The sequence below is a fragment of the Pseudomonas rhodesiae genome, from assembly GCF_013285305.1.
In the GTDB taxonomy this organism is placed as follows: Bacteria; Pseudomonadota; Gammaproteobacteria; order Pseudomonadales; family Pseudomonadaceae; genus Aquipseudomonas; species Aquipseudomonas rhodesiae.
In genome coordinates this window covers 3,956,779-3,973,980 of the sequence record NZ_CP054205.1, presented here as the reverse complement: position 1 = coordinate 3,973,980, position 17,202 = coordinate 3,956,779, and the positions used below count along the sequence as shown (strand labels likewise).

The window sequence follows — 17,202 nt, the reverse complement described above, 5'->3', positions numbered from 1 at the left end:
ATCAGGCCAGGATGGCCATTTCTGGAATCGCTTCAAAAAGATCCGCCACCAGGCCGTAATCGGCCACCTGGAAGATCGGCGCTTCTTCGTCCTTGTTGATCGCAACGATCACTTTGGAGTCTTTCATGCCGGCCAAGTGCTGGATCGCGCCGGAAATACCGACGGCGATGTACAGCTGTGGAGCAACGATCTTGCCGGTCTGACCGACCTGCATGTCGTTGGGTACGAAACCTGCGTCCACTGCCGCGCGGGAAGCGCCAACAGCAGCGCCCAGCTTGTCGGCCAGGGCGTACAGGTGCTTGAAGTTATCGCCGTTCTGCATGCCGCGGCCGCCGGAAACGACGATCTTGGCAGCGGTCAGTTCCGGACGATCGGACTTGGCCAGTTCTTCACCAACGAAGCTGGAAGTACCGGCGTCGTGAGCAGCAGCCACCGATTCAACGGCAGCCGAACCACCTTCAGCGGCAACCGGGTCGAAACCGGTGGCACGCACGGTGATCACTTTCACTGCAGCGTTGGACTGTACGGTCGCGATGGCGTTACCGGCGTAGATCGGACGCTGGAAGGTGTCAGCGCTGACCACGGCGATGATCTCGGAGATCTGGTCAACGTCCAGCTGCGCGGCAACGCGTGGCAGGATGTTTTTGCCGGTGGAAGTAGCGGCAGCCAGGATGTGGCTGTAGCCCTTGCCCAGTTCAGCGACCAGAGGAGCAACGTTTTCCGGCAGCTGGTGAGCGTAGGTAGCGTTGTCGGCAACCAGCACTTTAGCCACGCCAGCCACTTTCGCAGCGGCTTCAGCCACGGCGCCAGCGCCCTGGCCTGCAACTAGAACGTGGATGTCAGCGCCGATTTTGACGGCAGCAGCCACGGTGTTCAGCGTGGCCGGGGCCACTACTTTGTTGTCGTGTTCAGCGATTACCAAGATAGTCATGATTAGGCTCCTAAGCTCAAAGCACCTTCGCTTCGTTTTTCAGTTTCTCGACCAGTTCAGCCACCGACTTGACCTTGATACCCGCGCTGCGTGCAGCAGGCGCTTCGACTTTCAGGGTTTTGTTGGTGGAGGCGGTGGAAACGCCCAAAGCGTCCGCAGTCAGCACGTCGAGAGGCTTCTTCTTGGCTTTCATGATGTTGGGCAGCGACGCGTAGCGCGGCTCGTTCAAACGCAGGTCGGTGGTGACGATGGCCGGCAGTTTCAGGGAAACTGTCTGCGCGCCGCCGTCGATTTCACGGGTAACAGCCACGCTGTCGCCGCTGATTTCGACTTTCGAAGCGAACGTGCCCTGACCGTAGCCGCTCAATGCAGCGAGCATCTGGCCAGTCTGGTTGTTGTCGCTGTCGATGGCTTGTTTGCCAAGGATCACCAGCTGTGGCTGTTCCTTGTCGACAACAACCTTGAGCAGCTTGGCAACGGCCAGGGAAGTCAGATCTTCGGCGGATTCGACGAGGATGGCGCGATCGGCACCCTGAGCCAGCGCGGTGCGCAGTTGCTCTTGAGCGGTGGACGGGCCGATGGAGACGACAACGATTTCGGTCGCAACACCCTTTTCTTTCAGGCGTACGGCTTCTTCCACGGCGATCTCGCAGAACGGGTTCATCGACATTTTCACGTTGGCGAGGTCGACGCCGGAATTGTCCGCCTTAACGCGAACCTTGACGTTGTAGTCGACCACTCGTTTCACAGCTACCAGCATTTTCATTGGGCAGTGTTCTCTCGAAAAACTTTGATTGTTGCAGGCAGGTTTTTTGTTTTCAGATGAAGGCTAAATCGCCCCGGCTGCGCGCATTTGTTCAATACGGTCTGTACCCAGACCCAGTTCCCTGAGCACCTGTTCGGTGTGCTGACCGAGGCCCGGTACGGCATCCATACGTGGCTCGAACGCGCTGTTGCTGCCGGGAGGTATCAAGCTCGGGACGGTGCCGGCGGAGGTTTCGACTTCCCGCCATCGGTCACGTGCCTGAAGTTGCGGATGGTCCCAAACACCTTGCATGTCGTTGACCCGGGCGTTCGCAATTTGCGCATGCTCTAACCGATCAAACACGGCATCGAAATTGAGTGTGGAGAACGATTCAACGATGAGTGCCCGCAGCGCTTGACGGTTTTCGACGCGCTTGAAGTTGGCAGAGAAGCGTTCGTCTTTCGCCAGTTCAGGAGTAAGCAGTACCTTGTCGCAAAACAGCCGCCACTCTCGTTCGTTCTGCAACCCCAGCATGACTGTGGTGCCGTCACCGATAGGGAAGGGGCCATAGGGGTAGATCGTGGCGTGCGCGGCGCCGGCGCGAGGGGGAGGTGTAGCGCCGTCGTAGGCGTAGTACATCGGGTAGTTCATCCACTCGACCAGGCTTTCCAGCATCGACACATCGAGGTGGCTACCTTCGCCAGTGCGTCCACGCAACAGCAAGGCAGATAGAATTCCGGTGTAGGCGTACATGCCGGCCGAGATGTCAGCAATCGAGCAACCGGCCTTGGCCATTTCTTCCTCACCCGGTCCGCCGGTGACCGATAGGAATCCGCCTTCGCTCTGGATCAACAGGTCATAGGCTTTTTTCTTTTCATACGGGCCGCCTGCGCCGTAGCCTGAAATGTCACAAACGATCAGGCGCGGAAACCGCTGATGCAAAGCCTCAAATGAAAGTCCCATTCGTGCTGCGGCACCCGGCGCCAGGTTCTGCACCAGGACATCGGCAGTGGCCAGCAAGCTGTCCAGCACCTCGGTGGCCGAATCTTGTTTCAGATCGAGGGTCAGGCTTTCTTTCGAACGATTGGTCCAGACGAAGTGCGAGGCGAGACCGTTGACGCGTTGGTCGTACCCTCTGGCGAAGTCACCCGTGCCTGGGCGTTCGACCTTGATCACGCGCGCGCCAAGATCGGCCAATTGTCGGGTGCAGAAGGGCGCTGCAATCGCATGCTCAAGGCTGACGACGGTAATGCCATCGAGCGGACGGATGCCTTTGGGTTGGCTCATGATTATTATCTCTCTTGTCATGGCTCCCCAGCCGCGCCAGCTTGGGCCGACGCACTGGGCTTTACGCTGATCCTTTAAAAGGAGCGTGGCAGTTCAAGTAGGTGTTCGGCAACGTACGACAGGATCAGGTTGGTGGAGATGGGCGCCACCTGATACAGACGGGTTTCACGGAATTTACGCTCGACGTCGTATTCGCAGGCAAAGCCGAAGCCTCCGTGGGTCTGCAAGCAGGCATTAGCCGCTTCCCAGGAGGCTTTCGCCGCCAGGTACTTGGCCATGTTGGCGCTGGCCCCGGCGTTGAGGCCGCTGTCGTATTCCTCGCAGGCGCGCCAGCGCATCAGGTCGGCCGCTTCGATTTCGATGTGCGCTTCGGCGATGGGGAATTGCACGCCCTGGTTCTGCCCGATAGGACGCCCAAACACCACGCGGTCGCGAGCATAGGCACTGGCCTTTTCGATAAACCAGCGACCGTCACCGATGCATTCGGCGGCGATGAGGGTGCGCTCGGCATTCAACCCGTCGAGGATGTAGCGGAAGCCTTTGCCTTCCTCGCCGATCAGACTGTCTGCGGGGATCTCCAGGTTGTCGAAGAACAACTCATTGGTCTCGTGGTTGACCATGTTGGCGATGGGTTGCACTGTCATGCCATTGCCGATGGCCTCACGCAGATCGACAAGGAAGATCGACATGCCCTCGGACTTCTTCTTCACCTCGGCCAAGGGTGTGGTGCGCGCTAGCAGGATCATCAAGTCGGAATGCTGGATTCGTGAGATCCACACCTTCTGCCCATTGATCACATACTTGTCGCCGCGCTTGATCGCGGTGGTCTTGATCTTGGTGGTGTCGGTGCCGGTAGTGGGTTCGGTGACGCCCATCGATTGCAGGCGCAATTCACCGCTGGCCAGTTTCGGCAGGTAGTAGCTTTTCTGCGCCTCGCTGCCGTGTCGTAGCAGGGTGAACATGTTGTACATCTGCCCGTGGACGGTGCCGGAGTTGCCGCCGCAACGGTTCACTTCTTCAAGGATCACCGAGGCCTCGGCCAGCCCGAGGCCGGATCCGCCGTACTCGACAGGAATCATCGCCGCCAGCCAGCCGGCATCGGTCAGGGCCTTGACGAAGGTTTCCGGAAAACCTTTTTCTTCGTCGACTTTGCGCCAGTAAGCCGCATCGAATTCAGCGCACAGAGCACGTACGCCCTCGCGGATGGCATTGAGCTCTTCAGAGTTACGGTCAGTCATTATTATTCTCCTCAACGTGTCACGCACGGCATCTGCCCTGCGTGACCGGGTCCGGGCAAAGAGCAATCAGATCGGGTTGAAACCCAAGGCGGCACGGAAGCGATTCTTGACGTAATGACCATCGCGCGGTGGCAGCACCCGTGGCGGGTTTTCCGCTTTGATCTTTATCGTCGCGAGCTTGACGCCGTCGCGGCTCGCAAAGCGCTCGCGCAGGTCATGTACGCCTTCCATGTCGCGGATTTCATCGGTCCAACTGAAGCCGCAAGTCTTCGCCACCTGGTCCAGGGAAATACCAAAACCGGCGTGGCTGACTTGCATGCCGGTTTCACCAAAGTGACCGTTATCCAGCACCGCGATGGTCAGGTTGGCGGGCGTTTGCAGTGCTACCGTGGCCAGTGCACCGAAGCCCATGAGCAACTCGCCGTCACCGGTGACTACCACCACCGATTTGTCTGGCTGCGCATTTGCCAGGCCCAGACCCACAGTGATCGCGCTGCCCATGGCAGCCCACAGGTAATAATTCAGATCATTGTCACCGGCAGCCATGACGTCGTAGGACGCCGAACCGAGACCCGTCACGACCAGCACGTCTTTGCGGTCGGCCAGCAAGGCCTTGACCACTTCGCGGCGGCACAGAGTGTGGTTTGCGCTTACTTGACCCATTTCTTTTCTCCAATCAGGCGCTGACCGAGCAGCAGGGCAGTGGACGAATCACCGTTGAAGGCCATGGTCGCGGCACCGTGCAGCAGCGGGGCAACGTCTTCCGGGACGTCCGCGCGCCAGGTCATCACTTTCATCAGATTCAGGGAGGCTTCTGTGGCCTGGCCCATCGGGTTCTGCCACGCGTTGAATTCGGCCCAGTCGCCGCGCATGGTGACCACCATCAACAGCGGGAAGCCGGCACAGACTTGAAGTGCCAGGGTGTTGATGCAGTTACCGACGCCGCTGGACTGCATCAAGAGTGCACCGCGCTCACCGCCCAGCCAGGCGCCGGCGAGGTAGCCGATGCCTTCTTCTTCGGTGGTGAGGACGACAGCCTTGATATCCGGGTCGGCATACGACATGCGGATGGCCGCCGAGTGACCTGCATCCGGTACGAAGACCACGTGTTTGACGTCGTGGGCCTTGAGCACGCGGAACACGTCCTCTTGCCAATCCTGTCCCACGGTGTGTTCAGCTTCTGTTGACATGCCAATCTCCCAAGCAGTGCTGCTTTTGTGTTTTCACCCATTCTGGGAGTGCTGGGAGCGGACTGCGACTACCGTTTTTGTCTTTGAGATATGCCCATTTTGTATAGCAGGTGGGGTGAATGCGTGGCCTGCCGGGCAACGGCGATAGCCACGCATTATGGGAAGGGAAATGATTAACGTAGTGAGGTGCAGAAGGTACGGATCGCCTCGCAGGCCCGGCGCAATGAAGCCTCATCCAGGGCGTAGGCGATGCGAATGTAAGGGCCAAGACCAAAAGCGCTACCATGCACTACGGCCACATCCGCTTCGTCGAGCAGTGCATGCGCGACATCTTCGTCGGTGTGCAGTACCCGGCCACCCGCTGAGGTACGCCCGATCAATCCGGCACAGGACGCGAACGCGTAGAACGCCCCGGCTGGACTGACGCATTCAAGGCCTGGGGTGTCGTTCAGCAGCGCCACCATCAAATCGCGACGACTCTGGAATGCCACCCGGCTTTCACGGATGAAATCCTTGGGACCTTCCAGTGCCGCGAGCGCAGCCTGTTGCGACACAGAGCTGGCGCCAGAGGTTTGCTGACCTTGCAGTTTTTCCATGGCTTCCAGCAACCAGCGCGGCCCTGTGGCGAAACCGATTCGCCAGCCGGTCATAGCATAGGCCTTGGACACACCGTTCATGGTCAGGGTGCGAGGTGCCAGTCGTGGTTCAACCTGGGCCAGGGTGTAGAACGCTTGATCATCAAAAATCAGATGCTCGTAGATGTCATCGGCCAGAATCAGCACGTGAGGGTGAGCCAACAACACCTCAGCCAAGGCGTGCAGTTCTTCCCGGCTATACACCGCGCCGGTCGGGTTGGACGGCGAATTGAGGATCAACCAGCGGGTCTGCGGTGTGATCGCGGCGGCCAGCGCCGAGGGCGTCAGCTTGAAGCCAGTGTCGGCGTCGCAAGTAACGATTCGGGCTTCACCGCCACACAATTGAACCATCTCCGGGTAACTGACCCAGTACGGCGCCGGCACGATAACTTCGTCACCCTCATTGAGGGTCGCGGCCAAGGCGTTGTAGATCACCTGTTTGCCACCGTTGCAGACAAGGGTGTCTTGCCAGGCTACGTCCAGACCGTTCTCACGACGGAACTTGGCGGCCACTGCTTCTCGCAGTGAACGTACACCGGCGACCTGGGTGTAGCGGGTGTGGCCGTGTTCAATGGCATGAATGGCCGCTTCACGCACATGCTTGGGCGTATCGAAATCCGGCTCGCCGGCACACAGCGAAATAATTTTCGCGCCTTGCGCCCGGCGCTCTGCCACCCGATCCATGATTCGGTAAGTCGCGGACGGCTGCGCATTGGCAAGACGCTGATTCAGACGTTGGATATCGGCGCTCATGCGCGAGTTCTCCACTCAGTCAGGTTCATCAGTTCCAGGGTCGAGCGGCCCTCGGTCAACGCCTGCATCATCTGCGCTTCCTTGTCCGCCCGCGCTTCACCTTCTGCCAAGGTGCGTGCGGCATCCGCCTTGGGAATGATGATCACACCATCATCGTCGGCCACCACCCAGTCGCCCTGTGTCACGAAAGCACCATTGAAATTGAACGGCTGCCCCACCGAAGGCGCACTGGCTTTGACTGTGCCTTTCAGCGAGATGCCGCGGGCGAACACCGGGAACTGGCGTTTCTTCAGGGCCGCAATATCGCGTACGCCACCATCGATCACCAGCCCGACCACGCCAGCCGCTTCGGCCGCCACGGTCAGCACTTCGCCCCAATAACCGGCGATGAAGCTGCCCGTGCCTACGACCAGCACGCTGCCACGGGGCACACGTTCCATCGCCAGGTGCAGGGCGAGGTTGTCGCCGGGCGAGCATTCCAGAGGGTAAGCGGGAGCGGAGATAAAGGCACCGTCCCAGATCGGGCGGATCGCGCTGTCGACCGCGCAAGGCAGGTGGGACGCTTCATACAGCGTCGAACTGCCCAGCACTTTTGCCCGTGCGTAAGAATCCAGGGGGAGGGGGAGTATGGTCATCAAACTTTCCTCTGCAGGCTGTGGTAGCCCAGTGCGGCGCGGGCTTCTTTAAGGGTTTTGCCCTGAGCGATCAGGGCGCGAATGTCGGCTTCGACCGATTCGATCTGACGGGCACACGCTGCCACTTCAGCTGCACGAGCCCGGGGGACGACGACCACACCGTTGGCGTCGGCGACTACGATGTCGCGGGCACAGACCCGGGCGGCACCGATGGACACCGGCTGGTTGACCGACTGAACCTGTACGCGGTCTTTGCCGGTGCGCATGAAGCGGCCCTTGCTGAAGATCGGGTAGCCATCGCCCAGTGCTTTGTTCACGTCACGGCAAACACCGTCGATGACTGTGGCAGCGATCTGCCGAGTACCGGCGTACTGGGTCATGATGTCGCCCCAGACGGTGCAATCAGTGCGGCCGCCGTTGTCGATGACCACCACATCGCCGGGCGCGACGTCTTCGATGAAATCGCCAACGGTACCCGGAGGTACGCTGGCCGAGACGTACTGCACGGTAAACGCCGGGCCGACGATAACCTTGCTGTAGTTGTCCAGTGGCGCCACACCGAGGCATTGGCCGGGCAGGCCGAGTTTGTCCAGCGCATCGGAAACACCCGGGGTGTCCAGGCCTTCAAACAAGGCGACCAGTTCTTTGTCTTCGATATTCATCAGGCGTGCTCCGTGTGGATCGCTTCGAATTGGGTGTCATGCATCACTTCGGCGACCGAGCGACCGCTGCGGACAGCCTCGACCATGCCGTCCTGGCGGCGGGCGATACGCTCGCCAAGGTCGAGCACTTTCTCGATATAGGCTGAGGGCACGAATACGGTGCCGCAGGTATCGGCGATGACATAGTCGTTCTCGCTGACGTCGACGCCGGCCACGTTGATGGTTACGGCGGCATCGATCTGCACCACCCGATTGCGGGCACTGATCATGGTCACCCCGCGGCCATAAACCGGGTAGCCAATCGACTCGCTGCCGTCGATGTCGCGGCTGAAACCGTCGATTACCGTGCCGCGCACTTTCTTGCTGGCCGCTGCATTGGCGAGGATATCGCCCCAGCAGGAGATGCCTTCGATTCCACCTGCAATCACCAGCACACGATCATCGCTGTCGATCTGTTCCACCACGGGGGTAATCAGGTGCACAGTGGGGACGTTGTCGGATTTAGGAGCCAGCAGCACGGTGCTGGCGCGGCCGACAATCTTTGGGCAGTTCCACAGTGGGCGCAGCCCAACAGTGGCACCCGGCAGGCCGATGAAGTCGAGCGCATCGGAAACCGTGTTGGTATCCAGCGCCGCCAAGCGATCCAGCAAACTCTTATTGATCATGGGAAAGCCTCAGTGGTGACGGAGGCGCCCAGTGTTAGCGAGACAATTTGATAGGTATATTACTAATCACAGATGCGTTAGATACGTTAAACCTATGGATTAATCATGATCAATTTTCGACTGATTCGTCATCTCTGGTTGTTCCTGGCGGTGGCCGAAGAACAGAACTTCGGCCGTGCGGCCAAGCGTTTGGGCATGTCCCAGCCACCGCTGAGCGAGCAGATCCAAGTGTTGGAGCAGGCGCTCAAGGTCAAGCTGTTTGATCGCTCGCGACGCGGTGCGAAGCTGACCCCGGTGGGAGCGGCGATTCTGCCGGCCGTGCGCAAGTTCGCCGACCAATTGGAACGGCTGGAGCTCGCCGTGGAGGAGGCGGTGGCGGGGCAGTCGGGGATATTGACCATCGGCGCGATTTCTACGGCCATGTTTGATGTCTTGCCGGGTTTGATCGAGCAACTGAAGAGCGATTACCCGCACCTCACCGTGTCTGTACGGGAGATCGACAGCGTCGAAGCGGTGCCGGCGCTGGAAGCCGGAGACATCGACCTGGCCTTCGCCCGGCTGGACGGTGATCTGGGGGCCTCGATCAAATCACTGCCGCTGACTCAGGACCGCCTGGTTGTGGCCCTGCCCAGCGATCACCCCTTGGCGGCGCGCACGCGAATCAGCCTGGCCAGCCTGGCCACTGAACCCTTGGTGATGTTTTCCCGAAAGGTTAGTCCGGTCTACTTCGACAATCTGATTGCGACTTGCCGCGCCAGCGGTTTTTCCCCGCGCGTGCTGCATGAAGTGCGCTCGGTCGCCTCGCAAATTGCCTTTGTCAGCTGCGGCCAGGGTATCGCACTGGTACCAGCGTCGCTGAAAAAACTGGCACCGGACAATGTGGTATTTCGAGCACTGATCCAGAAGCTCAATGTCGTGACCACAGCGGTGGCCTGGAATGCAGATCGGCCCAATCCGCTGGTGCAGGAGCTGGTCACCCGACTCCAGTCCCGTGTGTGAGTCGAGCAAGGCCCTGTGCGTGAACAGGAGTGATAGGTTTGGCGTATGAGAGCCTTCCCGTATTAGGAATTTACAGAAGGCTCGATTCCCTTGAAATTGCGAGTCTGGCTGCCGGCAACCCAAGTTCGGCGCTACCTTTTCGTTCAAGGAGTCAACAACGTGTCTTCTCCAGAAACGTTCACTCATGTGCAACTCCCTCTGACGGTGGAGGGTGTCCAACTGAACGTGGCCGCCATCCATCGCGACGGCGTCCTTGCGCCGATCGTGTTCCTGCATGGTTTTGGTTCGACCAAGGAGGACTATGCCGACATCGTGCAGCAGCCCGCGTTCGCCGGTCACCCTTTCGTGGCTTACGACGCACCGGGTTGTGGTGAAAGCCAGTGCGATGATCTTTCCAGGATTTCCATTCCCTTTGTGCTGCAGACAGCGCTGCAGGTGCTGGCACATTTCGGCATCGAACGCTTCCATCTGGTCGGCCATTCCATGGGCGGTCTGACCGCATTGATGCTGGCGCATCAGTTCCCGGACCGGGTGCTCAGTTTCGTCGATATCGAGGGCAATATCGCCCCGGAAGACTGCTTCCTCAGCCGGCAGATCATCGACTATCCGAGCAACGATCCCGAGGTGTTTTTCGCCGCCTTCATCGAACGTGCCCGACACGCCCCTGCCTATGCCAGTGCACTCTATTCCGCGAGCTTGCGGCACAAGGTGCGTGCCGGTGCGGTGCGGGGGATATTCCAGTCGATGGTAGATCTTTCCGATAATGCCGATCTGATGAGCAAATTCCTCGGCTTGAAATGCCCACGAATGTTCATGTACGGCGAGCAGAACGCGTCACTGTCCTATCTGCCGCATATCCAGGCCGAAGGTGTCCGGCTGGCCCCCATTCCTGATTGCGGGCATTTCCCGATGTATTCCAACCCCATCGCGATGTGGCAACAGATCGCCGATTTCCAGGTGAGCAGCCTTACCGGGTAAACCCGGTCGTCCTGAGGGCTTCCTGATCATTCGCGGGAGCCTGGCCAGGCCACGAAGTTGAAATTCAAAAGCTGATTCAGTCACTTCTCCTGCCTTCGGGCGGCGACTTGTGCAGGCGCGTGCGTGCCTGAAATCCGTGTACCTATAAAAACAAGAGGTTCGACCCATGCTTGATGTCATTAATGATTTTCTCTCCGGCAAGCTTCTGATCGTGCTCATCGTAGGCCTGGGCGGCTACTTCACGGTGCGTTCACGCTTTGTCCAGTTCCGCCATTTTCTGCATATGTTCGGCGCCTTCCGCGATAGCGTGCAAAAGAGTGCCGGGCAGATCAGCTCATTCCAGGCATTGATGCTTAGCCTGGCGGGGCGCGTAGGTGCGGGCAATATCGCCGGTGTCGGGTTGGCGGTAACGTTGGGCGGCCCGGGCGCGGTGTTCTGGATGTGGGTTACCGCGCTGGTGGGCATGTCCACCAGCTTCTTTGAGTGCAGCCTGGGGCAGTTGTACAAACGGTGTGATGCTAACGGACAGTTCCGCGGCGGGCCGTCGTATTACATCCAGTACGGACTGAAACAACCCTGGCTGGGCAAGGTCATGGCGTTACTGCTATTGGTGACCTTTGGTTTCGCCTTCAACGGACTGCAATCCCATGCCGTGACTCACTCGCTGAATAATGCGTTCGGTTTCTCTACGACCTACTCCGGAATTACGATTGCCATATTGCTTGGCCTGGTGTTCATGGGCGGCATCAAGCGCATCGCCGCGGTCTCGGACCTGCTGGTGCCGGTCAAAACGCTGGCTTACATTGGCGTGACCGTTTATGTGATCGTGCTCCAGTTTGATCATGTTCCCGGAATGCTGATGACCATCTTCAAAAGTGCTTTCGGCCTGGATCAGGCGTTTGCCGGCCTGGTCGGCAGTGCCATTGTCATGGGCGTCAAACGTGGGGTGTTTGCCAACGAGGCGGGACTGGGGAGTGCTCCCAACGTAGCCGCGGTGGCGAAAGTGGATCACCCGGCGGCTCAAGGGGTGGTTCAGGCCTTCAGCGTTTTTCTCGATACCTTTGTGATCTGTACCTGTACGGCGCTGCTGATTCTGCTGTCAGGCTTTTACACGGCTAGTTTTGAAGGCGATGGCCTGGTGCTGACTCAGAACGCGTTGGCGGCAGTGGTCGGAGATTGGGGACGCACCTTCATCAGCGTGGCGTTGGCGCTGTTTGTCTTCACGTCGATCCTCTACAACTACTACCTGGGCGAGAATAACCTGCGCTTGCTGCTGGGCGACAAGCGCGCTGCAGTCATTGTCTATCGTGGTTTGGTGCTGCTGCTGATCCTTTGGGGGGCCGTACAAAATCTGGGCACTGTGTTCGCTTTTGCCGATATCACCATGACGCTGCTGGCCTTCGTGAATCTGATCGCCCTGGCGCTGTTGTTCAATGTCGGCATGCGCTTGCTGCGCGACTATGACCAGCAACGCAAAGCCGGCATCAAAACGCCTGTCTTCGATTCAAGTCAGTTCAAGGATCTTGATCTTGATTTGCATGCATGGCCGAACCGGGAGCACGCGGCCAACGTCCTCGCCGAAACTGTCACTCAAGTTGCACCTGCATCTGCTACCCAGTGATGCAAAAAGGGCCCATGGATCTCATGGGCCCTTTTCAAATACCTGCTGTAATCGTCAGTGCTTCAAACGCTCGCAGCGTGTGACTTTGCGCAACCCTTCAAACCGGTGCGCTCTTCGATCTCACCGGAACCGCTGATGTATCCATAGCGCGAAAGATTCGGCATCAGCATCGCGGCGATGAAAGTGATGGTCACGACGGCCGCGACATAGAAGAAGAAATATTCCTCAATGCCTTGGGACCGGAGCGACAAGGCGACGTATTCGGCGGTGCCGCCGAATGCCGCATTGCCGATGGCATACGGAAAGCCTACGCCCAATGCGCGTACCGCAGGTGGGAACAGTTCAGCTTTGACGATCCCGGCAATCGGGGTGTAGAGCGACGCAATGGCCAGGCCACCAAACACCAGCAGGAACGCCGTAAACGGGCTGCTGACCGATTGCAGTGAATAGAGCAGGGGAATCACCAACAGCATCGCCAACCCGGAAAACATCAGCATGTGCGCCTTGATCCCGATACGGTCCGCCAGCAAGCCGAACAGTGGCTGGCAGAACATGAAACCGACCAGGGCCGCGGTCATGATGAAACTAACCGTTTCCGGGCTGAAACCGGCTGAGATCACCAGGAACTTCTGCATATAGGTGGTGAAGGTGTAGAAGTACAAAGAACCACCGATGGTAAACGCTACCACCAGCGCGACCGCCCGTTTGTGCTTGAACATGCCGCGTAGCGAGCCGGCGTCTTTGCGGCTCATGTCTTTCTTGGTGGCGGTTCATGCATGGCGCGGCGCAGATACACCACCACGATTGAGCTCAGGGCACCGATGAAGAACGGAATCCTCCAGCCCCATTCGCGCAATTCTTCGCCGGTGAGGGTTTGCTGGAGAATGACCACAGTCATCAATGCCATGAGCTGACCGGCAATGATGGTGAAGTACTGGAACGAGCCATAGAAACAGCGACGCCCAGGTGTAGCGATCTCACTGATGTAGGTGGCACCGGTGCCGTACTCCGCGCCGACTGACAGCCCTTGAATCAACCTCGCGACGACAAGCAAAACTGGCGCCGCCACACCAATGGTTTCATAGGTCGGCATGACGGCAATCAGCAGGGAGCCGGCGCACATCATAAAAACCGAGATAATCATCGAGACCTTGCGGCCGCGAGTGTCGGCAATCCAGCCGAAAATCCAGCCGCCGAGAGGCCGCATGAAAAAGCCGACGGCGAAGACGCCGGCGGTTGCGAGCAACTGACTGGTGGTGTCGCCTTTGGGGAAAAACGAGCTCGCAAAATAGATGGCGGTATAGGCGTAAATGAAAAAGTCGTACCACTCCACCAAATTGCCCGAGCAGGCACCCATGATGGCTCTGACGCGATTCGGACTTTTTATCTGATCGGACTTTTCAGTGTGGAGTGTTGAGTCGCTGGTTGATGCAGACATTCTGTTCACCCTTTTTTCAAGGCGAGACGATACGAGGCGCACGCTGATGCGTGTCCGACGTTGCAAGCTCGATGGGTTGATGGGCTTAACGCAGTTGCAGTGATCCTTTGACGACCAAGGCACATGAAGAGGGGGGATGTATATGAGAGGTCAGCTGCTTGCTGACTGTGTAAGGCGGGTCGGTCAGGTAACGAGAAATGCAGTAAATCATGACGTAAGCCCTCGAATCTTATTCTTGTAGTCAGTCGAGCGCTCTTGGCGTCGACGTTGATTGCACGCTACCGCAGAGTGACGAGGGTAATAAGCCGTCAGCCAGGCCTAACTGATATACCGAAATTTTATAGCTTGCCTTGCAACCCGTGCGGGCTGGGGGATACAGCCGGCTCGAAAGTCGCAAGGCCCCATGCGGCGCGGGCCCTGTGGCATTCCAAGGAACGCTAATGCGTTTACACTCATACTACTTTCGACGCATTTCGCGCCGAGCCCGACTTTGACTGGCCAGGTAATGGATGTCGTTCAACTCAAGACCCTAATTCATGTGGCCGAGCTTGGCAGTCTCAGCAAGGCCTCCGACCGGCTTCACATCGCACAACCGGCACTGAGTAGGCAAATTCGTCTGTTGGAAAAGGAACTCGGGGCCTACCTTTTTGATCGGCATGGACGAGGCATGGAAATTACCGATGCCGGCCGTGAAGTCTTGGCGCATGCCACTCGAATCATGGAAGAAATGGAGTCCATTCGAAGTTCTGTGGTGGGCGGAAAGACCTCTTTTCGGGGAACGGTCGTCATCGGTACGACGCCGACGGTAGCGGAAATCGTCACCGTTCCTCTAGTGCGCAAAATCAAAGAGGCGCATCCGAATCTTGCCGTCAGGTTTTCCTCGGCCTTCAGCGGCTATCTGCTGGATTGGGTTCAGCGTGGCGAATTGGAACTGGCGATTTCTTACGATCCCCAACCCCTGCATACGCTGCGTATCGTGCCGGTGATGATGGAAAATCTGCTGCTGGTCGGCCCCGCCAGCGCCAACCTGCGTCTTGATACACCGGTGTCGTTCGAGTCTTTGGCAGAGCAGCTATTGGTGTTGCCAAGTGCTCGGCATAGCCTTCGCGTGATTCTGGATGATTGTGCGCGTGAAGTCGGGATCAAGCTCAAGACCAGTGTCGAAGCGGATTCCTTTGGCGCGATGATTGCCTTGGTCTGCAATGGGTTCGGTTTGACCGCTTTGCCTTTGGCATCGATTTACGCCCAAATCGAAGCTGGCGTGCTCAGTGCCGCTCCCTTGATTGACCCCATTCCCATGCGCAAACTTGTTCAGGTTTTTCCTGCCGACAGGCGTGTCAGTCCGGCTGCCAAATTCGTCGGGGATGCCTTCATCGAAATTGCTGCCGACCTGGTCAATCGTAAGATTTGGGCTGGGCACATGCTTTGAGCCAATGGATTCGTTGGCTAGGTGAATCGTTCGTTTAAACGTAATTGCTCAGCTAGTCACGCTATCCGCCTTTCTCACCACTGATGACATCGTCTTGAATCAACAAACGCGACTGCCTGGCGTATTCGGCATTTTTATTTTGGGGATGCTGCAGGTTCTGGTCTGGGGAGGCTCGTTCTTCCTGATGGCCGTCATGGCCGATCCGATCATGAAAGAAACCGGCTGGGCCAGCCAATGGGTGTATGGCGCACTGTCTCTGAGCATTCTGGTTTCCGCGTTGCTGGCGCCGTTGACCAGCCAGCTTATTGGCCAGTACGGCGGTCGCCCTATTCTGGCCAGTAGCGGTCTGGGCGTCGCCATCGGGTTGTTTCTGATGGCCAGTTCGACCTCGTTGCCGATGTTTTTTTTGTCTTGGGCTGTAATAGGTGTCGGTATGGCGCTGGGGTTGTATGAAGCGCTATTCGCCGCTTTAGGTTCTCTCTATGGGGAGCGAGCGGGCAGTGCGATTACGGGCATCACGCTTGTGTCCGGGTTTGCTACAACACTGTCATGGCCCGCGGTTGCGTTGGTCATCGAACACGTTGGTTGGCGCACGACGTGCGTGGCTTATGGAGTGTTATTGGTCATTGTCGTGGCGCCGCTTTATTTCTGGGTGCTGGCACGGGGCACGGGACCACTCATAAAAAGTCAGGCAGTGGGTGGCGAAAGTTTCTCAATCGACCGGCGGATCTACTTGTTGCTTACGCTGATTTTTGCTTTGGGTGCAGTGATCATGACGGCGATGTCGGTCCAGCTCATTTCATTGTTGCAGGGGCAGGGTTACTCGCTTGCAGCCGCCGTCGGACTGAGCGCATTGCTGGGGCCGAGCCAGGTAGGATCACGTGTTCTACAGGTGTTTTCGCGTAAGCGACACCCAATCTGGACGACGTTGATCTCCGTGATATTCGTGGCAATTGGTCTGCTGTTTGTGACCATCGCACCGGCAATGACTGCCCTGGGGTTGGTGATCTATGGCGCGGGTAATGGTTTGCGGGCGATCGTTCGAGGACTTCTGCCATTGGCCCTCATGTCGCCCACCCATTATGTTTTGCTGATGGGACGCATGGCTCGGCCTTCGCTCATAGGACAAGCCTTGACCCCCCTTGCAGGCGGTTACCTGTTGCAGACCTGGGGCGCTGGCGGTGTGCTTGCGGGACTGAGTGTGCTGGCTGTATTGAACGTGCTCTTGGTCTTGCTGCTCATTCGACTGGTATGAAAAGAACAGCGCTGATTGTCATCTTCCCTAAGGATTCGGCTGGCATCTTCAGAGATCAGCGATTCAAGTTCTTTGATGGTGATTTTGGCCATAAAATGAGTTACCCCTACTTTTCCCCCCACAAAAACGGCGGCTCTTGATGGACGTTCCTGGACTCTCGTAGAGCAGAACACCTCTGGAACTCAAGTAAACACTAGCTTGGAGAAATCCAGAGTAAAATTTTGGAGTCTTTCAAGAAGTATGAAAAAGGAGATGGGGTGCTAGGGGTCGAGTGTTCGAATCACTCCGTCCCGACCATATCATTCAATGACTTAGCCCAATCTACCCAGGTTGGGCTTTTTCATGCCCAAAAAATATCCCACGACTGCCACCCGTGCTCACGCCCATGCGCTACGCAACGGCAATGGATAAGCCAATCAAAGCGTCCCCTGTGCCCTGTACAACCCTGATCGGCTAGCCGGCGTACTCGACTGAAACGGCAGGTGTCTCCACTGCTTGGTGTGGCTTGGTACATCGCGTCGGCGGCTTTAGCGAGAAGCGCTCCGACGGTGCTGTCGTTGTGGGGGCAGAGCAGTAGGTTGGCTCATAAACTGCTGGCGGCGGTTTTGAGATCCGCTGCTGACGCGAAGTCTGTTAGGCGAAGACAAAATATTGGCGATGAGGCATGTTCACCGCGGATTTCCCGCCTGATCCTTTTTATGGCGCGCATAGCCATCGACAAAAAATAGGGGTGAAGCCTGT

General features: G+C 58.0%; 15 protein-coding genes and 1 pseudogene. 5 read left to right on the top strand and 11 right to left on the bottom strand.

Annotated elements, in window-relative coordinates:
* Nucleotide 1 precedes the first annotated feature (1 nt).
* The 10 genes from HRH33_RS17875 to HRH33_RS17830 all read right to left on the bottom strand — a co-directional run bounded on the left by HRH33_RS17875 (nucleotide 2) and on the right by HRH33_RS17830 (nucleotide 8,741).
* Nucleotides 2-931: an electron transfer flavoprotein subunit alpha/FixB family protein gene (locus tag HRH33_RS17875; protein ID WP_167418474.1), complete on the bottom strand. Its 930-nt coding sequence runs from the start codon at nucleotides 929-931 to the stop codon at nucleotides 2-4.
* 16 nt (nucleotides 932-947) lie between these two features.
* Nucleotides 948-1,697 carry an electron transfer flavoprotein subunit beta/FixA family protein gene (locus tag HRH33_RS17870; RefSeq protein WP_167418473.1) on the bottom strand — a complete coding sequence of 250 codons (750 nt, stop codon included), beginning with the start codon at nucleotides 1,695-1,697 and terminating at the stop codon, nucleotides 948-950.
* 63 nt (nucleotides 1,698-1,760) lie between these two features.
* The gene (locus HRH33_RS17865) at nucleotides 1,761-2,963 is read right to left on the bottom strand and encodes a CaiB/BaiF CoA transferase family protein (RefSeq protein WP_034099094.1); all 1,203 of its coding nucleotides are present in this window, start codon (nucleotides 2,961-2,963) and stop codon (nucleotides 1,761-1,763) included.
* 74 nt (nucleotides 2,964-3,037) lie between these two features.
* The gene (locus HRH33_RS17860) at nucleotides 3,038-4,201 is read right to left on the bottom strand and encodes an acyl-CoA dehydrogenase family protein (protein ID WP_034099092.1); all 1,164 of its coding nucleotides are present in this window, start codon (nucleotides 4,199-4,201) and stop codon (nucleotides 3,038-3,040) included.
* A gap of 66 nt (nucleotides 4,202-4,267) precedes the next feature.
* A complete protein-coding gene (locus HRH33_RS17855) occupies nucleotides 4,268-4,864 on the bottom strand; it encodes a thiamine pyrophosphate-dependent enzyme (RefSeq protein WP_167418472.1) in 597 nt (198 codons plus the stop codon).
* Entirely contained in the window at nucleotides 4,852-5,391 is a 540-nt protein-coding gene (locus tag HRH33_RS17850) for a thiamine pyrophosphate-binding protein (RefSeq protein WP_003442221.1), read from the bottom strand. The genes HRH33_RS17855 and HRH33_RS17850 overlap by 13 nt, the downstream gene beginning before the upstream one ends.
* A gap of 173 nt (nucleotides 5,392-5,564) precedes the next feature.
* Nucleotides 5,565-6,779, bottom strand: a complete 1,215-nt coding sequence (locus HRH33_RS17845) for a pyridoxal phosphate-dependent aminotransferase (protein ID WP_034114369.1) — start codon at nucleotides 6,777-6,779, stop codon at nucleotides 5,565-5,567.
* Nucleotides 6,776-7,414, bottom strand: a complete 639-nt coding sequence (locus HRH33_RS17840) for an RraA family protein (RefSeq protein ID WP_167418471.1) — start codon at nucleotides 7,412-7,414, stop codon at nucleotides 6,776-6,778. The genes HRH33_RS17845 and HRH33_RS17840 overlap by 4 nt, the downstream gene beginning before the upstream one ends.
* Nucleotides 7,414-8,076 (bottom strand): RraA family protein, encoded by a 663-nt coding sequence (locus HRH33_RS17835; protein WP_034099083.1) that lies wholly within the window; start codon nucleotides 8,074-8,076, stop codon nucleotides 7,414-7,416. The genes HRH33_RS17840 and HRH33_RS17835 overlap by 1 nt, the downstream gene beginning before the upstream one ends.
* The gene (locus HRH33_RS17830) at nucleotides 8,076-8,741 is read right to left on the bottom strand and encodes an RraA family protein (protein WP_034099082.1); all 666 of its coding nucleotides are present in this window, start codon (nucleotides 8,739-8,741) and stop codon (nucleotides 8,076-8,078) included. Before HRH33_RS17830 ends, HRH33_RS17835 begins: the two co-directional genes overlap by 1 nt.
* Nucleotides 8,742-8,846: 105 nt before the next feature.
* Here HRH33_RS17830 and HRH33_RS17825 point away from each other — a divergent pair, with 105 nt between their 5' ends.
* The 3 genes from HRH33_RS17825 (at nucleotide 8,847) to HRH33_RS17815 (ending at nucleotide 12,339) form a co-directional block, all read left to right on the top strand.
* Nucleotides 8,847-9,740 carry a LysR family transcriptional regulator gene (locus HRH33_RS17825; RefSeq protein WP_034099080.1) on the top strand — a complete coding sequence of 298 codons (894 nt, stop codon included), beginning with the start codon at nucleotides 8,847-8,849 and terminating at the stop codon, nucleotides 9,738-9,740.
* A 159-nt stretch (nucleotides 9,741-9,899) separates the two neighbouring features.
* A complete protein-coding gene (locus HRH33_RS17820) occupies nucleotides 9,900-10,718 on the top strand; it encodes an alpha/beta fold hydrolase (RefSeq protein ID WP_034099078.1) in 819 nt (272 codons plus the stop codon).
* A gap of 166 nt (nucleotides 10,719-10,884) precedes the next feature.
* Nucleotides 10,885-12,339 carry an alanine/glycine:cation symporter family protein gene (locus HRH33_RS17815; RefSeq protein WP_167418470.1) on the top strand — a complete coding sequence of 485 codons (1,455 nt, stop codon included), beginning with the start codon at nucleotides 10,885-10,887 and terminating at the stop codon, nucleotides 12,337-12,339.
* Between the two features lie 62 nt (nucleotides 12,340-12,401).
* Here HRH33_RS17815 and HRH33_RS17810 read toward each other — a convergent pair.
* Nucleotides 12,402-13,696 (bottom strand): annotated as a pseudogene (locus HRH33_RS17810) (MFS family transporter).
* 586 nt (nucleotides 13,697-14,282) lie between these two features.
* Here HRH33_RS17810 and HRH33_RS17805 point away from each other — a divergent pair.
* Nucleotides 14,283-15,206: a LysR family transcriptional regulator gene (locus HRH33_RS17805; RefSeq protein ID WP_034099072.1), complete on the top strand. Its 924-nt coding sequence runs from the start codon at nucleotides 14,283-14,285 to the stop codon at nucleotides 15,204-15,206.
* 145 nt (nucleotides 15,207-15,351) lie between these two features.
* Nucleotides 15,352-16,461 carry an MFS transporter gene (locus HRH33_RS17800; RefSeq protein WP_034099071.1) on the top strand — a complete coding sequence of 370 codons (1,110 nt, stop codon included), beginning with the start codon at nucleotides 15,352-15,354 and terminating at the stop codon, nucleotides 16,459-16,461.
* Nucleotides 16,462-17,202: the final 741 nt, after the last annotated feature.

Coding starts and splice junctions, on each gene's coding strand:
- HRH33_RS17855 (WP_167418472.1), bottom strand. CDS start 4,864: ATGGGTCAAGTAAGCGCAAACCACACTCTGTGCCGCCGCGAAGTGGTC.
- HRH33_RS17860 (WP_034099092.1), bottom strand. CDS start 4,201: ATGACTGACCGTAACTCTGAAGAGCTCAATGCCATCCGCGAGGGCGTA.
- HRH33_RS17875 (WP_167418474.1), bottom strand. CDS start 931: ATGACTATCTTGGTAATCGCTGAACACGACAACAAAGTAGTGGCCCCG.
- HRH33_RS17830 (WP_034099082.1), bottom strand. CDS start 8,741: ATGATCAATAAGAGTTTGCTGGATCGCTTGGCGGCGCTGGATACCAAC.
- HRH33_RS17815 (WP_167418470.1), top strand. CDS start 10,885: ATGCTTGATGTCATTAATGATTTTCTCTCCGGCAAGCTTCTGATCGTG.
- HRH33_RS17840 (WP_167418471.1), bottom strand. CDS start 7,414: ATGACCATACTCCCCCTCCCCCTGGATTCTTACGCACGGGCAAAAGTG.
- HRH33_RS17845 (WP_034114369.1), bottom strand. CDS start 6,779: ATGAGCGCCGATATCCAACGTCTGAATCAGCGTCTTGCCAATGCGCAG.
- HRH33_RS17825 (WP_034099080.1), top strand. CDS start 8,847: ATGATCAATTTTCGACTGATTCGTCATCTCTGGTTGTTCCTGGCGGTG.
- HRH33_RS17835 (WP_034099083.1), bottom strand. CDS start 8,076: ATGAATATCGAAGACAAAGAACTGGTCGCCTTGTTTGAAGGCCTGGAC.
- HRH33_RS17850 (WP_003442221.1), bottom strand. CDS start 5,391: ATGTCAACAGAAGCTGAACACACCGTGGGACAGGATTGGCAAGAGGAC.
- HRH33_RS17870 (WP_167418473.1), bottom strand. CDS start 1,697: ATGAAAATGCTGGTAGCTGTGAAACGAGTGGTCGACTACAACGTCAAG.
- HRH33_RS17805 (WP_034099072.1), top strand. CDS start 14,283: ATGGATGTCGTTCAACTCAAGACCCTAATTCATGTGGCCGAGCTTGGC.
- HRH33_RS17865 (WP_034099094.1), bottom strand. CDS start 2,963: ATGAGCCAACCCAAAGGCATCCGTCCGCTCGATGGCATTACCGTCGTC.
- HRH33_RS17800 (WP_034099071.1), top strand. CDS start 15,352: ATGCTGCAGGTTCTGGTCTGGGGAGGCTCGTTCTTCCTGATGGCCGTC.